Here is a 19,538-nt window from a genome sequence, read left to right as displayed (position 1 = left end):
TTAATCCCCTCCCCAACTCTTCTCCATGCCCAAGGTTGAGCTCAGGGAGAACCCGTCTCCAGAGGAAATAAAGCTCCTCGTCGATTCGGCCGTTTCCTCCGAGGGAGTGCTTACAATCTTCGCCCGCTGTCGGGTTCACTACGATGGCCGGGCAAAGAGTGAGCTCGGCCCCGGCGACAGGGTGATAATCGTCAAGCCCGACGGCTCTTTCCTGATACACCAGAAGGAGAAGCGCGAACCCGTTAACTGGCAACCGCCGGGGAGTGTGGTTAGGCTGGAGCTCCGCGAAAAGCCCGTTCTCGTCTCGGTCAGGAGAAAGCCGAGGGAAACGCTGGAGGTAGAACTCGACGAGGTTTATCTCATCACGGTCTTCCACGCAGAGGATTACGAGGAGCTCGCTTTGACGGGTAGCGAGGCCGAGATGGCCGAGCTCATCTTCGAGAACCCCGAGGTTATAGAGCCCGGCTTTAAGCCCCTCCACCGCGAGAAGCCCATTAAGCACGGCATCGTTGATGTTCTCGGCGTTGACAGGGACGGAAACCTCGTCGTTCTCGAGTTGAAGCGCAGGAGAGCGGATTTGCACGCGGTCAGCCAGCTCAAGCGCTACGTCGAAACCCTTCGCGAGGAGCACGAGAACGTCAGGGGAATTCTCGTTGCCCCTTCGCTCACCTCCGGCGCCAAAAAACTGCTCGAAAAGGAGGGCCTTGAGTTCAGGAAGCTCGAACCGCCAAAGAGGGGCAGAAAATCGAAGGGAAAACAGCTCAGGCTGTTTTAGCCCATGCTCATCTCGTGCGGGAAGAGCTCTCTAACCCTCGCCACGAGGATTCCGTCCCTTCTCTCGACCTCCACAACCCGTCCGAGGCCGACCAGCTTCACCTTCGCCCTGCAGACGGTGATTTCTCTCTCGTCGCTCTCCTCCCAGGAGACCCTCGTCTCAAGCTCTTTGGCCTCTATCAGCTCCGCGAGAAGACCTTCGGTTCCAGTGGAGACGTCGTCGAATGGGTCGTAGGTGAGGAACAGCCTGAGGGCCTCGTCTATCGCCTCCTCGATGGCCAAAACGTTCCGCGCGCTCCTGAGCTCTATCGTTCGGTATGGGTTCCTCAGGAGCTCGTCCAAAACCCGTCTCGCGATTCCAGCGAGGATTACCGCCTCCATGCTACCACCTCCTTTGTGAGCTGGAAGCCCCCCAGGGGGCGAGGCGGAAAGCCCGCTTTGCAATATTTCTTGCCGCATTCAAATCCCGATCCAATTGAAAACCACATTTTGGACATCTAAACCATCTCCCTTTGACCCCCTTCTCAACCAAATACCCGCATTTGGAACAAGTCCTTGAGGTATTTCTCGGATCAACAAAAACTACTGGAACTCCGTTTAATTTGGCCTTATAGACAATTTTATCGATCAAGTCTCCATATGCCCACTTATGGAGCCTCTTTCTGTGCCTTTTGGCGTTGTAATGATGCCTAATCCCCTTAAGATTCTCAATGGCGATGCCATAGTGATAGTGCTTGGCTAGTTCAACAATCTCCTTTGCTATCTTGTGGTTTATGTAAGCCATCTTGTTCTTCTCCTTGTGGGAAAGTCGTTTGAGAATCCTCCAAGCCCCCTTCTTTGTTCGTTTATCCTTAAGAAACTGCAATCTTGCCCTACGGTATTCAACACTCTTTTTCCATGCAATTGCGTTGTCATAGAACTTATTTATTTTTCCCCTGTCGTCCGAGATTACGACAATGTGGTTAATCCCGATATCTACACCAAGCCAGCCTTTTGGTTCATATGGTTTTGGCTCTGGAACCTCAAAGCTAATTTGGGCGTAGTATTCGTCATCGACTTTTGAAATTTGGACCCTGCCGTGCTTCATCTTGAGGAACTTTCTGAGTTTTTTAGGGACATGCATTGGCAACCAAACCCGTTCTTTATTGATTAACGGAACGTTGATGAAGTGTCTGTCAATTTTAACATCAACGTTCTTAAACGAAACAACGTCTGCTGTGAAAACAGGTTTTTGTCCTTTTGTCTTAAGCCAAGCCCTATAAACCTCAATGGCTCTGTTCATAGCCTCTTGAACCACGTTAGAATGTAGGTCTTTGAATTGCTCTCGGATTTTTTTATATGCAAATGAATGGACGTTTTTCCTCGTTGGGTATTCGCCAAGCTGTTCAATTTCTGAAATCCAAGCATTAACGCACTCTTTGAACCTTTCAATAGTTGCGTCCAACAACTCCCTTTTTCTCTTGTTTGGCTTCATCAACTTGAAAGTTTGTGTGAGTTTTATGCCACACATTATTATTACTACTACCACAAAGTTTATTAAGGTTTGCATGTAGTTGGTATTGATGATACCTAGCGGTATATCCGTTGGGTGGATGGGTCTCTGGCCGACCCATATGCGGTTTACCGCAACCGAAGTCCTCATGTTGAGGGCCTCCGTCCTTTGGGGCGGAGAGGAGGTCAGAGGTAGAGGCTCTCGTACTGCTTCATCTCCTTCTTCCTCGCCTGCTCCATCTGCTCGTGCATCTTCCTGAGCTGTTCCTCAATCATCTCCGCCTCCTTGATGAGCGGTTCCGTCGAGACGTCAATAGGCGTGAGCTTCTTGAGGACCTCGATGACGTTGGCAGCGGCCCTAGGGTCGGGTCTGTCTCCGAACGTCTCGCCGAGGAGCACGTAGGCGTTCAGCCCTCTCTTGCCGGCCTCCCAGAGGAGCTTTCCGCTCATCCCCATAATCGAGCCGTACTGGAGTATCTTCGCTCCGGCCTCTTCGAGCTCCCTGTTAAGCTCTTCCCTCGCGCCGACGCCCCACACTTCCATCTTCTCCTTGAAGAAGCCTATGCCGATTCCGCCGATGGAGATTACCTTCTCGGCCTTCATCTCGCTGAGGTAGCTCGCGAGTTCCTTTGCTATCTCGTTAACGAGCGTCGGGGGGACGTAGATGTCCGCTATGGCCACGATTACGTTGTCCTTGCCGTAGAAGCGGAGCGGTGGGTTGGGCTTCCCCTCGAGGACTATGCTCATCGGCGGGATGAACGGGCTCTCGACGTAGCCTATCATCTCCATTCCGAGTTCTTTAGCCAGGAAGTTGCCCGCTATGTGACCCACGAGGCCTATTCCAGGGTAACCCTCGATGAATATCGGGTTCTTTACCTCCGGCAGGACGAGCTTGACTGGTTTCTCCTCCATCTCACCACCCCCGGAATATTTAGTTCCCAAAGGTTATTAAAGTTTCCGCCCTTCGTTTCCACTGGAAAGGCAACCCTTATATGAGTGGAGCGAGCATTTAACACGGTGATGACCATGCCGAGGATAGGTATCATAGGTGGTTCCGGGGTCTACGGCGTCTTCGAGCCGAAGGAGACGGTCAAGGTTCACACGCCCTACGGCAGGCCCTCCGCGCCGATTGAGATTGGCGAAATCGAGGGCGTTGAGGTGGCATTCATACCGAGGCACGGCAAGCACCACGAGTTCCCGCCCCATGAGGTTCCATACCGCGCGAACATCTGGGCGCTCAAGGAGCTGGGAGTCGAGAGGGTCATAGGCATTACGGCAGTTGGCTCGCTCCGTGAGGAGTACAAGCCCGGCGATATAGTGATAACCGACCAGTTCATTGACTTCACGAAGAAGCGCGACTACACCTTCTACAACGGCCCTAAAGTGGCCCACGTCTCGATGGCCGACCCCTTCTGCCCCGAGATGAGGAAAATCTTCTACGAGACTGCCAAGGAGCTCGGCTTCCCGGTCCACGAGAAGGGCACCTATGTCTGCATCGAGGGGCCGAGGTTCTCAACGCGCGCCGAGAGCTTCATGTTCCGCCAGTACGCCCACATCATCGGAATGACGCTCGTCCCTGAGATAAACCTGGCTAGGGAGCTCGGAATGTGCTATGTGAACATCGCAACGGTCACCGACTACGACGTCTGGGCCGACAAGCCGGTTGATGCCCAGGAGGTCCTCAAGGTCATGGCCGAGAACAACTACAAGGTTCAGGAGTTGCTTAAGAAGGGCATCCCGAGGATTCCTGAAGAGAGGAAGTGCGGTTGCGCCGATGTCCTGAAAACGATGTTCGTGTGAGTCTTCGCCCTTTCTGTTCTCTGTTCTTACCTTCCCTCTGGTCTTTTTGGGATTTCAAAATTAATAACTTGATACGTTCCAGCGCTCCCTTTGGGCTATTCCACTTTTGCATAGACATAAGTCTTATATAATTTCTTGGAAATACTACAAAATTAATGCTGTAATCATGTAAACTAAAATCCGGCATGGGGTTGGTAAGGCGTCAAGCGGGGGGAACGGGATGAAAAAATTAGTTTCCCTGTTGCTGGTGGCAATTGCCCTCTTTGCAATTTTCCCACCAATGGCGTTTGTGTCCGCGAATTCCCCGAGTTGGAACCACTCCCCCGTTGTTATAAACGGGGACTCCGAGCTCGCATCGTCCGACGTTGTTCTTGGGGGCAATGGAACCGAGGAAAATCCATACATAATCGCGAACTGGGTTATAAACGCCTCTGGAAGTCAGGCAGGGATTGAAATACGAAATGTAAGGGCCCACTTTGTCATAAGGAACGTTACCGTGTTCGGTTCCTACTACGGCATCTACCTCGAAAACGTTAGCAACTTCGTCATCGAGTTCTCTGACCTCGGCAACGTCACCAACGATGGCGTTCGCGTTGAGAACTCTTCGCGCGGGCTTATAGTCAACAACTACTTTCACGATTCCGGGGCTGGCGTTGTGCTAACGAACTTTACAGGCCTTGGAGCCAGCAGCAATATAGTTGTTTCCAACAACACCTTCGAGAACATAGTCTGGTACGGTGTTCTCCTGGAGAAGGGCCTCCACGCCAACAACACGGTGTCGGGGAACGTTATGAGAAACATGGCCTATGGAGTTTACCTCCGGTACGGCCCGGAGGGTAACAGGATTCTCAACAACATCATATACACTGTTAACTACAGTGGAATAGCCCTGACGGCCTCTCACATGAACGTGGTTTCTGAAAACGAGGTTTTCTCTGGGCGTTACGGCATACAGCTGAACGAAAACGCTTCCAACAACGTTCTCGTCGGGAACTATCTCCACGATACTTCCAGCTTTGGTGTTTACATGTGGTCTGCGGGAAGTGGGAACCGGATACTGAATAACACAATATTCAACGTAACCAGCGGGGGCGTGTACCTGGGGTATACTCCCGAGACGGAGATTGCCTACAACAGGATATCCCTTGTTAATAACAGGGGCTATGGCATCGGAGTCGGTTGGGGCAATTACACGGTGATTCACGACAACAGCATAGCCAACGCTACCTCACAGGGTGTGTACGTCCACGATACCTTTGGAGGGACTATCTACGGCAACCAAATCACAAACAACGGTGGAGAAGGGATTCTTTTGGTTAGAAATGTCTTCGAAATGGCCGTCGAAAACAATACCCTTATTGGAAACCAGTTCGGTATATATCTACGTGATAACGTCTCCAACGTCACCGTCGCGGGGAACTTTCTAGACGGGAACCTCTACAGCGGAATTTCTCTGAACCGCGCCGACAAAAACAACGTATCCAACAACGAAATTCACAACGTTCTCCGTGGAGACGGTGTCTACGTCTGGAACTCCACACTCAACGTTGTTACTGGTAACAGGATAGTTAATACAGGTGAGGACGGTATTCAACTTCAGTTTTCGCCTGGAAACTTGCTCGCGGGGAACTACGTTGAACATGGCAACATCTCAACATCTCAGGGAATTAGTGTCTATGAATCTCCCGGCACTGTTGCGGTCAACAACACGGTCACAAAAGTGAATAATGGAATCTACCTGTTCTCCAAATCACATAACTCCAGGATTGAGAGAAACGTTGTTTACGGCGTGGGCGCTGGCGTTGTCGCGATTGATTCTGTCAACGTTAGCATCTCAGGAAACGCCATCTCTGACCTTCTCAGGCAGGGGCTCGTCGTTCAAAACTTGACGAACTTTACCGTTCAATCCAACAGGTTCCTCAACGCCACCTACAACGGTGTTGAGGTTTACTCCTCCAGTAACGGACGGCTCCTCTCGAATGTCTTTGCCAACAGTTCTGGAGGTTCCCTTCAGGCCGACAATTCAACGGGACTCGTCATCGCGGGCAACAGGATGGAAAACACCAACGTAGGGGTTGCTCTCAGGTGCGGCGTTCACGATTCTATCGTCGAGGACAACGTAATGGTTGGCAACGTGAAGGGCTTCTGGCTTTGGGAGGTTTACAACAACACTTTTGTTAACAACACGGTTGTCAATAGTTCTTGGACTGGCGTTTACATGTACAACTCCACCGGCAACGTCTTCTACCTCAACGTCTTTAAAAATGACCAAAACGTAATTGCCGATAACTCCCTGGCCATCTGGCACTCTCCCCAGCAGATTTCCTACGATTACGTTAACGGGACTATCATCGTTCCCGGTTCTCAGTTCACAAACTATCTCGGCAACTACTGGAGCGACTATTACGGTTCTGATGCCAACGGCGATGGGGTGGGCGACGTTCCGTACATAATTGACTCCGAAAACAGGGATGACTATCCACTGGGATTCTTTAGCAACGTTACTGTTCTTCCTCCCATCACGATAGAGGGCAACGAGGGCTTCTCCGCCTACGACTGGCTGATTTCCGGTTCAGGAACTCCAAACGACCCATACGTTCTGGAGAACTTTACGGTGAACGCTGGTGACAGGTGGTGCGGAATCCTCGTCAAAGACGTTTCGGCGAGCTTCGTAATCAGAAACGTCACGGTTCTGGGTGGGGTGCAGGGTATACTCATTCAGAACAGCACCAACTTCGTTGTTGAGAACAACACTATCAAGAACAACGTGTACGACGCCATTGCCCTTCAGGATTCTGGTAACGCCGTTATCAGGTGGAACAGCGTTGATGAGCTGTACTCGTTCCCATTCCAGCCCACTCCCAAGACAATTGATGGCTCCCTTGAGGACTGGGGTCAGTCAAGCCCCCTTGCCACCGCTCCGGACAGTGGTCTTCCCGGTGCGAACCTGGAGTCGCTCTACGTTTCGTGGGACTCCGACTATCTCTACATCGCGCTGACAACCCGGAACAACGAGAGCTGGGACGTTTCTTACGGCATTGCGATTGACGTTGACCCGTACACTCAGTTTGGGTACATTGGATACCGGGAGCAGAACGATGCGTGGAACCGCTCCATTGGCTTTGACTCGCGTTACGGCATTGACTACGAGCTCTATGGATGGTGGAGCGGAGGCAAGCTCACCTTCGACAACGGCACTCACGAGGGCTTGCAGTTGATTAAGTACGACGTTGCCACTGGCTCATGGATTTACGATTATCAGGACCGGTTTAGTGGATATTCTGCTGCTTACACCGGTGATTCTACAACTGGACTGAAGACCCTGGAGGTTAGGATACCCTGGGAAGCCCTCGGTGGTCGTCAGGGGGACATTGCAATAATCGCGTGGATTGCGGGGGGTTCTGGTAGCTCCGCCGTCAGTTCTGTGCCCTGGACTGGGGCGGTATCGGACAGTTCCGACGAGTGGGCCGACTCCGACGTTCTCAGCAATCTTGCCATGCTTTACGTGGGCCCCTCTGCGTCCGGGGTACATCTCTGGAACTCCTACAACGTGACAATCTCGGACAACACGCTTCGGAACGTTGAATACGGCGTTCCGCTAACGAATTCGAGGTCAATTACGGTCGTTTCCAACTCGATAGATAGAGCCTTTAGGAGGGGTGTTGCCCTCTGGGGCACGGTTGACAGCAAGGTTCTGAAAAACACCATCTCGGGTATTGGACTTGGAATTGAGGGGCAGGGAGCTTTGAACTCCGTTATTGAGAACAACACGCTGGTTGGAGTCGTTCTTGAGGGGATAGGCCTTTATAACTCCACTGGAAGCGTTGTTCGGTTCAACACTCTGGGCATTGAAAAAGGTTCGGCAATTCACGTATCTTACACCAAGAATGTTTCTGTTGTTGACAACACGATTTCATATTCGGGTCGCGAGGGTATCTTCCTTTGGAACGTTAATTCTTCGCTACTGGCCAACAACACTGTTTTCAACAGCACAGGGTCGGGTGTTTATGTTGGACGCTCTCATGACAACCTCTTCGCCGGCAACTTGATAAACGGTTCAACGAATGGAAACGGATTCTACGTCAGCGATTCTCCGAACAATACATTCATGGGCAACTTCATCTACAATACCTACCGTGACGTTATCTATCTTCAATACTCCCCAAACAACACCGTGGAGAACTGCTACCTGAACCACGGAAACTCCTCGTACTATCAGGTGATAACCGCCTACCTCTCTCCTGGCTTGAGAATACTCAACAGCACGATTATGGGGGCAAACAACGGCATTCTACTTATAAAATCGAACCTCAGCGTAATCTTAGGTAATAGGGTGTTCGGCAACGGCGCGGGGGTAGCAGTTGAGGACAGTTTTGACGTGGTTCTTGGAGGGAACAGCTTTGCCAACAATTCAAGACAGGCCTTGGTTGTCGTTAACTCAGGTAATCTGACCATTCGGGACAGTTTTGCCGTTGGGAGCGGCTACAACGCCTTTGAGCTTTACAACGTCACGGGTGCGAGCGTGTTCCGGAACTACTTCAGGGACAACAACGGTGCGTTCCAGGCGGATGGTTCGAGTGGCCTCCACGTCTTTGACAACGTGATGGATGAAACAGCCGTTGGAGTCGTTTTAAGACACGGCACCAGGAATTCCCTCGTTGAGAACAACGTTATCGCCAACAACGTGAAGGGCTTCTGGCTTTGGGAGGTTTACAACAATACTTTCGTTAACAACACGGTTGTCAACAGTTCCTGGACTGGCGTTTACATGTACAATTCAACCGGCAACGTCTTCTACCTAAATCGCTTCAACAACTCCCAGAACGTCATCATGGAGAACTCCACTGCCAGGTGGTATTCTCCAGAGCAAATCTCCTACGATTACGTTAACGGAACCATCATCGTTCCCGGTTCTCAGTTCACCAACTATCTCGGCAACTATTGGAACGACTACGCTGGAGCTGATTTGAACGGAGACGGCATAGGGGACGTTCCTTACACTGTGGACGGCGACAGCACCGATGAATATCCCTTGGTCACCCCATCAACTCCCGTTGTCTTCACTGGAGTTCCCCTTGTTCTCAACAACGGAACGGTGACACTCCGCGGGTTCCTCGTTGACCTCGGAGGTGCCCTCACGGAGGTGTGGTTTGAGTACGGTCCGGTTGGGGCGAACACCACCCTTCAAACTGAACACAGGTTCGTGAACTCAACGGGCCCCTTCGAGTTCCAGTTGAACGGACTCTCCATTGGGTCCCGGTACTACGTTAGGGCCGTTGCCAAGAACCCCGTCAACACTTCACTGGGCAACGACGTCATCTTTACCGTGCTTACCTCCAACCCGAGCCTCGGTCCAGTGCCGGAGCGCGTGCTTATCGGCGGTTACGCCAACGCCACCGACCTGCTGTACGCTGTTTCTAAGGGAGACGTTGATTTCGGCTATCAGACCTACTCCGTCTCCCGGATTCCTGAGGACGTTCTCTCCAACGTTTCCCTGGTTCCCAACAGCCTGGAGTACTTTGACATACTCTTTAACCCGGTTCACGACCCTGGAAGCAGGTACATCATAACCGTTAACGGAACGCCCTACTTCAACCCCTTCGCGGTCAGGGAGATAAGGTTCGCTATAAACTGGCTCATCAACAGGGATTACTTTATACGCACCGCCCTCTTGGGGATGGGGGACGAGATGTTCACCCCGTTTGCGGACTGGCTTGACTTCTACTCCAAGGATGTTGCGCCAATTCCAACAATCCTCGGGATGAGCCCCGATGGAAACGAAGCCAAGGCTTTGATAATGATAAACGATGCCATGAACGCCGCGGCCCAGGAGGTGGCGGAGGAGGGCCACACCCTTGAGCTGGTGAACGGAACGTGGTACTTCGACGGCAGGCCCGTTGAAGTCACGGGGCTTATACGCGTTGAAGACGAGCGCAACGTGCTCGGCAACTACCTCGCGGACCTGCTTGAGAAGGCCGGTTTCCGCGTCGTTAGAAAGGAAGTCACGAGAAGCGAGGCCAGCTACCTCGTTTACTCAACGGACCCGCGCTCCTACGGGTGGTCGTACTACACCGAAGGATGGCTTGGTTCTGGGGGCGGTCTTTGGACCGTGTACTTTATGTACTCCAGCCATGGCTACGCACCCGCTCTCGGCGGCTGGAAATGGTCGCCAGAGAACACGGAGAGGAGCACCGTCGGGGACGTTCTATCTGCAATCGGCGATGGAAACGTCACCGCTGGGGCGACTTCCCTGAACCTTCAGTACTACACGGGAACCAGGCTTGAGGGTATACTCAACTGGACGACCGACGAAATCGGGGCCCTCTTAAACAACGGTTACGTCGACCTCGACGGCGATGGAACTGCGGACGTTTTCCTTAGCGATGAGTCCCAGAAGGATGACCTTATAAAGCTCGGAACCGCCCTCGGTGTCTACGAGTCCTTCAGGGTCTACGTTTCCCGTGTTACCAACGTCTTCCCCGTGAACCCCTCCCGCCTCTACGATTACGCCACGAGCCCGCGCAGTGGCCTCAACGGCCTGTCAATCATAACCGCCAACACGACCGACGGCACTGTGAGCGTAGGCCTGTACACGGGTAGCTACTACCCAGGCAGTAACCCCCTCCTCGGGGTGCCGGCCAACCCCAACATTTACGACTCCTACGCCACCTACGGCGGTGGGCTCCTTAGGTCCCTCGTCTTTAGCAACTACTGTTCGCCGGTTTCGGCGGAGTACAACGTCAGCGTTCCCGCAAATGCTCTCGTATGGGACGACTTGACCAACACCTGGAAACCCGTTGGAAACACCTCGACGGTGCCGGTGAAGTTAACCCTCTCGTGCACGCTGGGGACGTGGCACGACGGAGAGCGCATGACCCTTGCAGATTACATAGCCAGCATGTCCTTCGCGTGGGAGATTACGTACTCCCAGGACGGCTTTTCACTGTACCCTGCGAACAAATACTACGTGGGCGTTCTTGATAAGATTAAGGCCGTTGAGTTTAAGCAGGTAAACGATACCACCGTTCAGATTGTCATGTACCAGAACAACGTGCCAATTCCAGGTCAGGAACTTGATAGCCTGGCACTGCTTGTCCCGTATCCCCTCGCTCCCTGGCAGATTTACTACGCCGTTGAAGAGCTCATTCGCAAACCCCCGTACAACGAGCACAAGCTGGATTTGGAGGGCTTTGACCAGCTCAATCCGCAGCATTCTCAGGACCTTCTGAGGGAGCTGGAATCCCTGGCCCGTACTGCCCCGATTCCGGAATACCTGGGGCCCTACGTCTCCAAGGAGGAGGCAGAGGAGAGGTATGCCTCGACCTCCGCCTTTATACTGGAGCACGGACACTCCCTCGTTGGTAACGGGCCCTTCGTCGTTGAGGGCTACGACCCCGACGCCTCACAACTTAGATTGGTTGCATTCAGGAACCCAGGATACCCGTACACGAAGGAGTACTTCCTCGACCAGTACAGCGGGGACGAGGTGAACCCGATAATCCTGAAGGCGAACCTCAGCAGTTCCGTCGTTGACGTTGGCAACTCGACTACAATCTCCTTCTACTGCACGGACGACCATACGCTCAGGGCCGTTAACTTGACGATAGTGCTCCCCAACGGCACCAGCTTTACCACGAACCTCGGGGATTCGCCTGGATTCTACAGCTACGATTACACGGTTCCGTACGTTGGAAAATACACCGCAGTGATAACGGTTGTGGATTCCTCCGGAAACGTGGGGGAGACGTCCTTGGTCTTCTACGGGCAGAGAACCATCGTTGAAAACGTTGTGGTGACCAACGAGACCTCCAATGTGACCGTTGGGGGTGGAGACCTTGAGCTGACGATGGACGTCAACGAGTCTGCCACAACCGGGGCCCTTCTGACGGTCAACGCCACCGTAACGGCAGATGAAAGCGTTCTCAACGAGGAAAACGCCACTTCCTTGGTCGTTGCATCGCCTTCCAACGACACCAACGAGACCGCGCTTGCTCCCGTTAAGTACATCAAGGTCTCCGTGGAATCAAACGACACCACCCAAAACGTCGTTGAGAAGTACACCCTCAAGGTGCGCTACAACGAGAGCGAACTCGGAACGATAGATGAATCCACGCTGAGCCTTTACTACTGGAACGGAAGCACCTGGGTTCGCGTGGCCGACTACGTGAATTCAACCATTCCAAACGGTCCCTTCGTTTACGACGCAGGCGTTAACACCGAGGAGAACTACGTCTGGGCCGTTGTTAATCACTTCAGCCTCTACGTCATTGGCGGCCTCAGCGTACCGAGGATAACCATAACTTCACCCGAGAACGGCACGGTGATTCCCGCCAACGATACCGTTAACGTTACCGTTACGTGGGTCGGGGCGGATAAACTTGGAATAGACCACTATGAGGTCAGGGTAAACAACGGTACGTGGGTCAACGTTGGTCTGTTAACGTCCTACACCCTTGAGAACCTGAGCTTTGGAACGTACGTAATTGAAGTTAAGGCCGTTAACGTAGGCGGAATATCCAACACCACCGGTGTCGTAGTGAACGTCGTCAAATACAGCAGGGAGAACATGAGACGGGCTAGGATTATCAACAGGTTCAGGAACAAGTACAACCACCAGCGCGAGCTCTTTGAGAAACTGTACGGCGAGGCGAAGGAGCTGGGAGTCCCGGACATCCTGCTTGAGGGCCCATTAAGCTTGGCTCGTCTTGCCGAGCACGACTACGAAAGGGCCATACGGCTTGGCTACAGTGTTGATGCCTTGAGCCACATGATACAGGCGTACCTCGAGATTAAAATTGCCACCACCCAGCTCAGAACCCTGGTGGCTCTCTACAAACACTGGGGTTAGCCTCGATTCCCGTCTCTCTTTTATTTATGGCGCCTCGGGTGTTCTTCGACATCTTTTTAACCTCAGCAGAAAACACACCCCTTTAAAAGGGGGTGGTCGGAGTGAGCATTCTCATCAGGAACGGTTACGTTCTCTACGGCGAGACACCTGAGGTCGTTAAAGCGGACGTTCTAATCGAAGGGAACAGAATCGTCGAGGTTAAGAAGGGAATCAACGAGGGCGTCGATACCGTTATAGACGCGACTGGAAGGGTCGTTTCCCCCGGCTTCGTCAACCTGCACACCCACTCGCCGATGGGTCTTCTTCGCGGTCTCGCCGACGATTTACCGCTGATGGAGTGGCTGGAGAAACACATCTGGCCGAGGGAAGCTAAGCTGACGCGCGAGCACATCAAGGTCGGCGCCTACTTGGGAGCTCTTGAAATGATTAAGACCGGCACGACAACTTTCCTCGACATGTACTTCCAGATGGACGCGGTTGCCGAGGCAACCCTTGAGGCGGGCCTTCGCGGGTATCTCTCCTATGGCATGATAGACCTCGGCGACCCCGAGCGGACGGAGAAGGAGATTAAAGAGGTCCTGCGCGAGATGAAGGCCATCGAGGGCCTCAACTCGGAGAGGGTCCACTTCGTCTTCGGGCCCCACGCGCCCTACACCTGTTCCCTTGCCCTCCTGAAGGAGGTCAGGAAGCTCGCGGACGAGCACGGGAAGCTGATAACGATTCACGTGGCAGAGACAATGGCCGAGCTCGGAAAGATTCAGGAGCGCTACGGGAAGAGCCCCGTTGTGCTCCTCGACGAAATCGGCTTCTTCGGGAGCGACGTGATAATAGCGCACGGCGTCTGGCTCGACAGCAGGGACGTTTCAATCCTCGCGAGGAACGGTGTCACGGTCGCCCACAATCCCGGTTCGAACATGAAGCTCGCCAGCGGTGTGATGCCCCTCCAGAGGCTCCTGAACGCTGGAGTTAACGTCGGCCTCGGAACCGATGGAAGCGCGAGCAACAACAACCTCGACATGGTCGAGGAGATGAAGCTTGCCGCTTTACTCCACAAGGTCCACAACCTCGACCCGACGGTTGCAGATGCAAGGACGGTTTTCAAGATGGCGACGGTGAACGGTGCAAAGGCGCTCCGCCTCAACGCCGGCGTCATAAAGCCCGGCTACCTGGCCGATATAGTCATCTTCGACTTCAACAGGCCCCACCTGAGGCCGATACACGACATAGTGAGCCACATCGTTTACTCCGCCAACGGCAACGACGTCGAGACGACGATAGTTGACGGAAAGGTTTTAATGCTCGACCGCGAAGTTCTTACGCTGGATGAGGAGAAAATACTGAACCGGGCGGAGGAGGTGGCGCGTGAACTATCTTGACCTTTTCCTGGGCGTTGCACTGCTCGTTTCCTACGTCCTCCTCTTCTACAACCATCACCTTACTGGCCGAAAGGCGCTCCTCTACTACTCATTAGCCTGGCTGAGCCTCGCCGTTCCGGTCTTCTCCTCGGATAGGGGAGTCTACATCGTTGGCCTAGCCTTTTTCTCGGCCTTTCTGTGGGCAGGCAACGTCGAGGCGATAGACGAATTGACCCTAAACAATGAAACAGCGAGGAGTCTGCTCTACCTTTCGATTCTCCCGGTGCTCATCGTTTTCCTGTTCTATCCTGAACACGAAACGTCAGCCTACGCCCTTCTCGGCCTGTGGATTGTTCTCTCGGCCCTTCTTCTTGGATTCTATGGGGGGAGAACGCTCCTGCCGATGTCGGCCCTTCAGGCTTTCCTCGGCGTCGTCGTGGCTCTCTCAGGATTGATTCCCTTCTTCCGGCTCCGTATCATTCCCGCTTTCCTCGGCGTTGTCCTCGCCTTTGAGTCGGTTAGAACCTTCCTGAGGACGTCTTTCGTCGGGGACTTCTCCATTGGTTCAATCAAGGACGTTGGCCTCGATGAAAAGCCCGGCCTTGTTCTAGTTCCTTCTGCCCCGGAGGACGTTCTCTCCTCCGCCCTCGTGTTCTCCCGGAGTCCGCGGAACGCTCCCAACTGGTTCTGGATAACGACGGTTCACGACGAGCGGGCAATCTCGCCGACAAACCTCCCCAAAATCCTCGACATGGCGGTCAAGTTCATGAGGGAAGCTGGGGAAGCCGGTAAAAAGCCCATCATCGTCATTGACGGCCTCGACTACCTCGTCCTCGAAAACGGCTTCCCCAGCGTCCTCAAGTTCCTGTCGGCGCTCAGGGACTACGCCCTCGTCCACGGCGCCACGGTGTTTATAGTCGGGAGTGACGATTTCCTCTCCGAGAGGGAGAGAAAGCTTTTGAGGAGCATCGTGGGTGAGGGCAATGCTTGAGGTTGTTAAAGGCGACATCACCCGCTTTCCTGCCGAGGCCATTGTAAACGCCGCGAACCGCTACCTCGAGCACGGTGGTGGCGTCGCATACGCCATAGCCAAGGCCGCCGCTGGAGACGCCCGCGAGTACATCAGGATAAGCAAGGAAGCCTTGAGGGAACAGCTTGGAAAGGACTCAATAGAGCACGGCGAGGTCGTTGTAACGCCGGCGATGAGACTTGAACAGTACGGAATCAGGTACGTCATTCACACGGTCGGCCCCTACTGCGGCGGCCGCTGGGACGGGGATAAGAAAGAGAAGCTCAGGAAGGCTATACTGGGGGCGCTCAGGAAGGCCGACGAGCTGGGCGTCAAAAGCATAGCATTCCCAGCGATAAGCGCCGGAATCTACGGCTGTCCGCTTGAGGAAGTTGTTAGAACCTTCAAGGAAACCGTTGAGGAGTTCTTAAGGGAAGCGAGAAGCGTGGAGAAGGTTTACCTGGTGCTTTATTCGGAGGATGCCTACAGGCGAGCGCTAGATGTTCTTTAAGTAGTCGGGGTGAAAAACTTGGAACAACATCTTCGTCTTCTCCTCTTTTTGAGGCTTTTTATGAGGTCCTTTGCCTTCGCTTATTCCCTCTCTCTAACGGTCATGTACAACTTCTGGGATTTTTGGAAAATTGCCTGGCTTTGCTTGGGTGAGCTACGTAGTTGTTATGGCCGCTTGGGAGCTTCTGATGGGTGTAGCCGGCGACCGTCTACCCTTGGGACCTCTTCTAACGGCCTACCTTGCTCTGGCCATTCCCCTTGAATTCCCAAGCGTTTTCCTAGGCGGAATTTATCTTCAAACGGCTCTCCTTTTTCTGCCCTGGGCACTCCTCTGGTACGGCTCTCTGCTTCTCCTCGTGGTGATTCGGGGGAACGACTGAAAACGATTTAATACGTTGGGCCCAACAATCAACGGTGATACCATGAGAATTGAGGACGTTTACGTCTGGGACATCAACGCTAAGTGGCTCGGGATAACCCCTTACCAGCTCATGGAGAACGCCGGCGCCGGCGTCGCGAGAACGATAGAGGAGCGCTTTGGAAAGGGCCTCAGGATTGCGGTATTCTCGGGAACCGGGAACAACGGCGGCGACGGCTTCGTCGCCGCGAGGCATCTTAGCTTCGAGAACGACGTCACGGTTTTTCTGGTGGGCGACGAGGCCAAGATAAGGAGCGAGGAAGCCAAACACAACTGGGAAATCCTGAAGGGCCTTGAATTCGTGAAAATCCGCGTCCTCAAGGATTCCGCATACATAAAAGGGCTTGACCTGAGCGATTACGACGTGATAGTTGACGCCCTCCTCGGAGCGGGCACGAGGGGCGAGCCAAGGGAACCCATACGCTCGGCCATCGAGAAAATCAACGAGTACGTCGGAAAGGCGAAGATAGTCAGCGTCGACCTGCCGAGCGGTTACCCGAGCGACGTCCGCGTTAAAGCAGATTTTGCCGTTACCTTCCAGTGGGACAAGGAGGAGTACGAGGAATTTGAGAGGGTTATAGTGAAGATAGGCTACCCGAGGGAGCTCTACCATCTCGTCGGGCCAGGTGATGCAAAGTTCGCGCTCAGGAAGAGGGGCCAGCACAAGGGGCAGAACGGCAGGCTTTTGGTCATCGGTGGCAGCTCAAGCTATTACGGTGCCCCGTACCTCGCCTCCAAGGGGGCGAGCTACCTCGTCGACCTCGTTTACCTCGCGATGCCTGCTGAACCTGCGAAGAGGATAAGCGACCCCGATTTGATTCTGAGGCCCTTCCCAGGCGAGAACTTCTCGACCGAGCACCTTGATGGCCTGCTCGAGCTGGCCGAGAAAGTAGATGCGGTCGTCATCGGGCCCGGAATAGGTCTCGCTGAGGAAACTAAGGAGTTCGTTAGAGAGTTCGTGAGGCTCTGTGAAAAGCCAATGGTCATCGATGCTGACGGGTTGAAGGCGATAGCCGAGGATTTGGGCGTTCTAAAAGGCAAGACCTTCGTCCTAACGCCCCACGCAGGTGAATTCAGCGTTCTCTTCGGCGTCAAGTCTCCCGAGGGGTTGATTGAGCGGGCCGGGCTGGTGAGGGAAAAGGCCCGCGAAATTGGCGGCGTAATCCTGCTGAAGGGCCCCTACGACGTCATCAGCGACGGAGAAACCTGGAAGTACAACAGGACAGGCAACAGGGGGATGACGACCGGTGGAACGGGCGACGTTCTTGCCGGTCTCGTCGGGGCCTTGCTCGCGCTCGGAAACTCTCCGCTGAGGTCGGCCTCGGTCGGTGCCTTTCTCAACGGTCTCGCCGGCGACATTGTGAAAGAAGAGCTCGGAGAGAACTTCACGGCCCTTGAGCTCGCGAAGCGGATTCCAGAGGCAGTAAAATGGGTGGAGGAGTTCTGAGCCGGGGTGCTGGCATGGCGGGGTCGGGGCTTAACTGGCGTTCTCTCTTCTACTTTCTCTTCGGTTTTCTCCTTGCGTTCAGCCTGCCGACCGGGGCTTTGGCCATCTTAATTGGCCTCCTCTTCGTGAGAATTGAAACGCGTTATGAGTTATTCTTCTCCCTTGGAGGTTTTGTGATTGGAACCCTCGCGGGAACATTCGCCTGGGGAAAGTCGTGGATTTTTGAGGCCCTAAAACAGGGTTATCAAGAGCAGGGAGTTTGGGGCTTTGTTGGAGGGCTTGTGGTTATCCTCGGACTGTCTCTCATCCTGGCACTGCTCCTCTCGCTCCTTAAAGGAAAAAGGTGACGGTGAACCGTCTTAAGTTTCTTAAACCTCTATCAGCTTCTTAACCTTCTCGGCCATCTCACAGAGCTCACAGCTCTGGAGGAAAACGAGCATGTTGAGGAAGTGGAATAGCTCTATTTCACTGAGCTCCACGTTGGCCTCGGAGATTCTCCTAATGAACGGCTGGGAGTTAATCTCGATTTCGTTGAGGATGTCCTTCACGAGTTCCTTCAGTTTTTCCCGGTCCTTAATTCCTATTCCCGCTTTTTCAAGGATTCTTACGAGTCTTTCTGCCTCCACTTGGAGGTACGCCTGTCGGAAGTTCTCCACGCTCTCGTGGGGCTCGGCCTTTATGAGAAAGAGCCTCGCGGTCCTGCCGTAGAGCTTCTCGTTGCCCTCACTGCCCAGCTCTTCCACAAAACCCGCCTTCTCAAGGGCTTTGACGTGCCTGTAAATCGTTGTCCTGTCCTTGCCTATCGCCATGCTGAGCTCCCATATCGTCATTGGCCTCTGCCTGAGGAGCTGGAGTATCTTGAACCTGGTCTCGTCCGATAGAACCTTGACCTTTTCGGGCTGGGTGATTATTATGACTTCCCTCACTCAGTACTCCTCCAGCTTGTCCTGAGGAGTTTCCTCTTCCTCGACTATTCTCCTACCTGCTGCGACCATATCAATGCTGTGCACCACACCGCCGAACTCCTCTATCGTCCTGACTATCTCGTCGTAGTCGAGGTCGTCGCCCATTATCGTTATCTTGACGTTCTCCGTCTCCTTGTCAATCTCGACGAGCGTGATGTTGACTCCCTCGACGCCCTCGAGCTCGCTCAGTCCGAGGGCCAGCTCCGTGACTATCGGCTGGTGGGGCTTGAGCACGTCAAGCACGAGAAGCCTGATTCCCCTCGCCATAGCAATCACTTCTTGAGCAGTTCACCGAGCTTCTTGAGGAGCTCGAGGCTCTCCTCATCGCGTCCCATCCTGGCCATTGCGAGCCAGTCTATGGCGTGGATTATGTCCTCGTTGGAGAATTCCTTGAGCCTCTCCTCGTTGGCCTCAATCTCCTCGGAAATCTCGGTCTTGAACTCGTGCTCCTTCTTGAGGAGCTCGTCCATAACGTTGAGGAGCTCGCCTTCGTCAAACTCGTATCCGAGGGCCTTGAAGATGTCGAGCTTCGTCTTGAGCTTCGAGCGGGCGAAATACCTTAACTCCTCGTCGCCGAGGTAGAGGTTGATGTAGAACGCGTCGGCGGTTCTTCCGTAGTACTTCTCGACGAGGTTGCCCTTCATTTCGGTTCTCTTGACCTCGACGAGGCCCGCTTCCTTAAGCTTCTCGATGTGGTGGTAGACCGTCTGTGGAGTTTTTCCGAGAATTTCGCTGAGCTGTGAAATAGTCATCTCCCTGTTTCGCAGTAGGGCTAATATTTTTCTCCTCGTATCTTCGAGCATCAGCTTTATGACTTCTGGGTCGGTTATAACCTTCACCTTAGACATTATGACCACCCAATCTTAACGCTCCAATGTTTCTTTAAACGCTCAGGCGTTTTAACCTTTTCCGTTCCGGTAG

Annotated in this window: 15 protein-coding genes; 9 read left to right on the top strand and 6 right to left on the bottom strand. The window is 53.6% G+C overall.

Annotation, left to right across the window (positions count from 1 at the left end):
• The first annotated feature begins 25 nt into the window (after nt 1-25).
• Nucleotides 26-775 carry an endonuclease NucS gene (nucS, locus tag E3E30_RS08740; protein ID WP_167729267.1) on the top strand — a complete coding sequence of 250 codons (750 nt, stop codon included), beginning with the start codon at nt 26-28 and terminating at the stop codon, nt 773-775.
• Here the strand turns inward: nucS and E3E30_RS08735 are convergent.
• The 3 genes from E3E30_RS08735 to E3E30_RS08725 all read right to left on the bottom strand — a co-directional run bounded on the left by E3E30_RS08735 (nt 772) and on the right by E3E30_RS08725 (nt 3,177).
• Nucleotides 772-1,155 carry a DUF473 domain-containing protein gene (locus E3E30_RS08735; protein ID WP_167729266.1) on the bottom strand — a complete coding sequence of 128 codons (384 nt, stop codon included), beginning with the start codon at nt 1,153-1,155 and terminating at the stop codon, nt 772-774. The two genes, nucS and E3E30_RS08735, sit on opposite strands and share 4 nt — an antisense overlap.
• 1 nt (nt 1,156) lies before the next feature.
• On the bottom strand, nt 1,157-2,302 hold the full coding sequence (locus E3E30_RS08730) for an RNA-guided endonuclease TnpB family protein (protein ID WP_167729265.1): 1,146 nt from the start codon (nt 2,300-2,302) through the stop codon (nt 1,157-1,159).
• A 149-nt stretch (nt 2,303-2,451) separates the two neighbouring features.
• On the bottom strand, nt 2,452-3,177 hold the full coding sequence (locus E3E30_RS08725) for a proteasome assembly chaperone family protein (protein ID WP_042692087.1): 726 nt from the start codon (nt 3,175-3,177) through the stop codon (nt 2,452-2,454).
• Nucleotides 3,178-3,291: 114 nt separating this feature from the next.
• Here E3E30_RS08725 and E3E30_RS08720 point away from each other — a divergent pair, with 114 nt between their 5' ends.
• From E3E30_RS08720 to E3E30_RS08685, 8 genes are all read left to right on the top strand, one after another.
• A complete protein-coding gene (locus E3E30_RS08720; protein WP_167729396.1) occupies nt 3,292-4,065 on the top strand; it encodes an S-methyl-5'-thioadenosine phosphorylase in 774 nt (257 codons plus the stop codon).
• A gap of 220 nt (nt 4,066-4,285) precedes the next feature.
• Nucleotides 4,286-12,913 (top strand): right-handed parallel beta-helix repeat-containing protein, encoded by an 8,628-nt coding sequence (locus tag E3E30_RS08715; protein ID WP_167729264.1) that lies wholly within the window; start codon nt 4,286-4,288, stop codon nt 12,911-12,913.
• A gap of 101 nt (nt 12,914-13,014) precedes the next feature.
• Nucleotides 13,015-14,289 carry an amidohydrolase family protein gene (locus E3E30_RS08710; RefSeq protein WP_167729263.1) on the top strand — a complete coding sequence of 425 codons (1,275 nt, stop codon included), beginning with the start codon at nt 13,015-13,017 and terminating at the stop codon, nt 14,287-14,289.
• Nucleotides 14,276-15,259, top strand: a complete 984-nt coding sequence (locus tag E3E30_RS11460; RefSeq protein WP_167729262.1) for a DUF835 domain-containing protein — start codon at nt 14,276-14,278, stop codon at nt 15,257-15,259. The genes E3E30_RS08710 and E3E30_RS11460 overlap by 14 nt, the downstream gene beginning before the upstream one ends.
• Entirely contained in the window at nt 15,252-15,788 is a 537-nt protein-coding gene (locus E3E30_RS08700) for a [protein ADP-ribosylglutamate] hydrolase (protein ID WP_167729395.1), read from the top strand. The genes E3E30_RS11460 and E3E30_RS08700 overlap by 8 nt, the downstream gene beginning before the upstream one ends.
• Before the next feature lie 148 nt (nt 15,789-15,936).
• Nucleotides 15,937-16,167: a hypothetical protein gene (locus E3E30_RS08695; RefSeq protein ID WP_167729261.1), complete on the top strand. Its 231-nt coding sequence runs from the start codon at nt 15,937-15,939 to the stop codon at nt 16,165-16,167.
• A gap of 42 nt (nt 16,168-16,209) precedes the next feature.
• Nucleotides 16,210-17,652 (top strand): NAD(P)H-hydrate dehydratase, encoded by a 1,443-nt coding sequence (locus E3E30_RS08690; protein ID WP_167729260.1) that lies wholly within the window; start codon nt 16,210-16,212, stop codon nt 17,650-17,652.
• A gap of 14 nt (nt 17,653-17,666) precedes the next feature.
• Nucleotides 17,667-17,999, top strand: coding sequence for a hypothetical protein (locus E3E30_RS08685; RefSeq protein WP_042692068.1), 333 nt, complete (start codon nt 17,667-17,669; stop codon nt 17,997-17,999).
• Between the two features lie 21 nt (nt 18,000-18,020).
• Here the strand turns inward: E3E30_RS08685 and E3E30_RS08680 are convergent, their stop codons facing one another.
• Genes E3E30_RS08680 through E3E30_RS08670 form a run of 3 tightly spaced genes read right to left on the bottom strand, consistent with a single transcriptional unit; the run spans nt 18,021 to nt 19,465 of the window.
• Nucleotides 18,021-18,578, bottom strand: coding sequence for a transcriptional regulator (locus E3E30_RS08680; protein ID WP_042692066.1), 558 nt, complete (start codon nt 18,576-18,578; stop codon nt 18,021-18,023).
• Nucleotides 18,579-18,884 carry a DUF211 domain-containing protein gene (locus E3E30_RS08675; RefSeq protein ID WP_042692064.1) on the bottom strand — a complete coding sequence of 102 codons (306 nt, stop codon included), beginning with the start codon at nt 18,882-18,884 and terminating at the stop codon, nt 18,579-18,581.
• Nucleotides 18,885-18,889: 5 nt separating this feature from the next.
• Nucleotides 18,890-19,465, bottom strand: a complete 576-nt coding sequence (locus E3E30_RS08670) for a transcriptional regulator (RefSeq protein ID WP_042692062.1) — start codon at nt 19,463-19,465, stop codon at nt 18,890-18,892.
• Nucleotides 19,466-19,538 lie beyond the last annotated feature (73 nt).

It is taken from the genome of Thermococcus sp. 9N3, assembly GCF_012027685.1.
In the GTDB taxonomy this organism is placed as follows: Archaea; Methanobacteriota_B; Thermococci; order Thermococcales; family Thermococcaceae; genus Thermococcus; species Thermococcus nautili.
The sequence above is the reverse complement of the archived record's forward strand: the minus strand, read 5'-3'. Positions and strand labels throughout refer to the sequence as shown.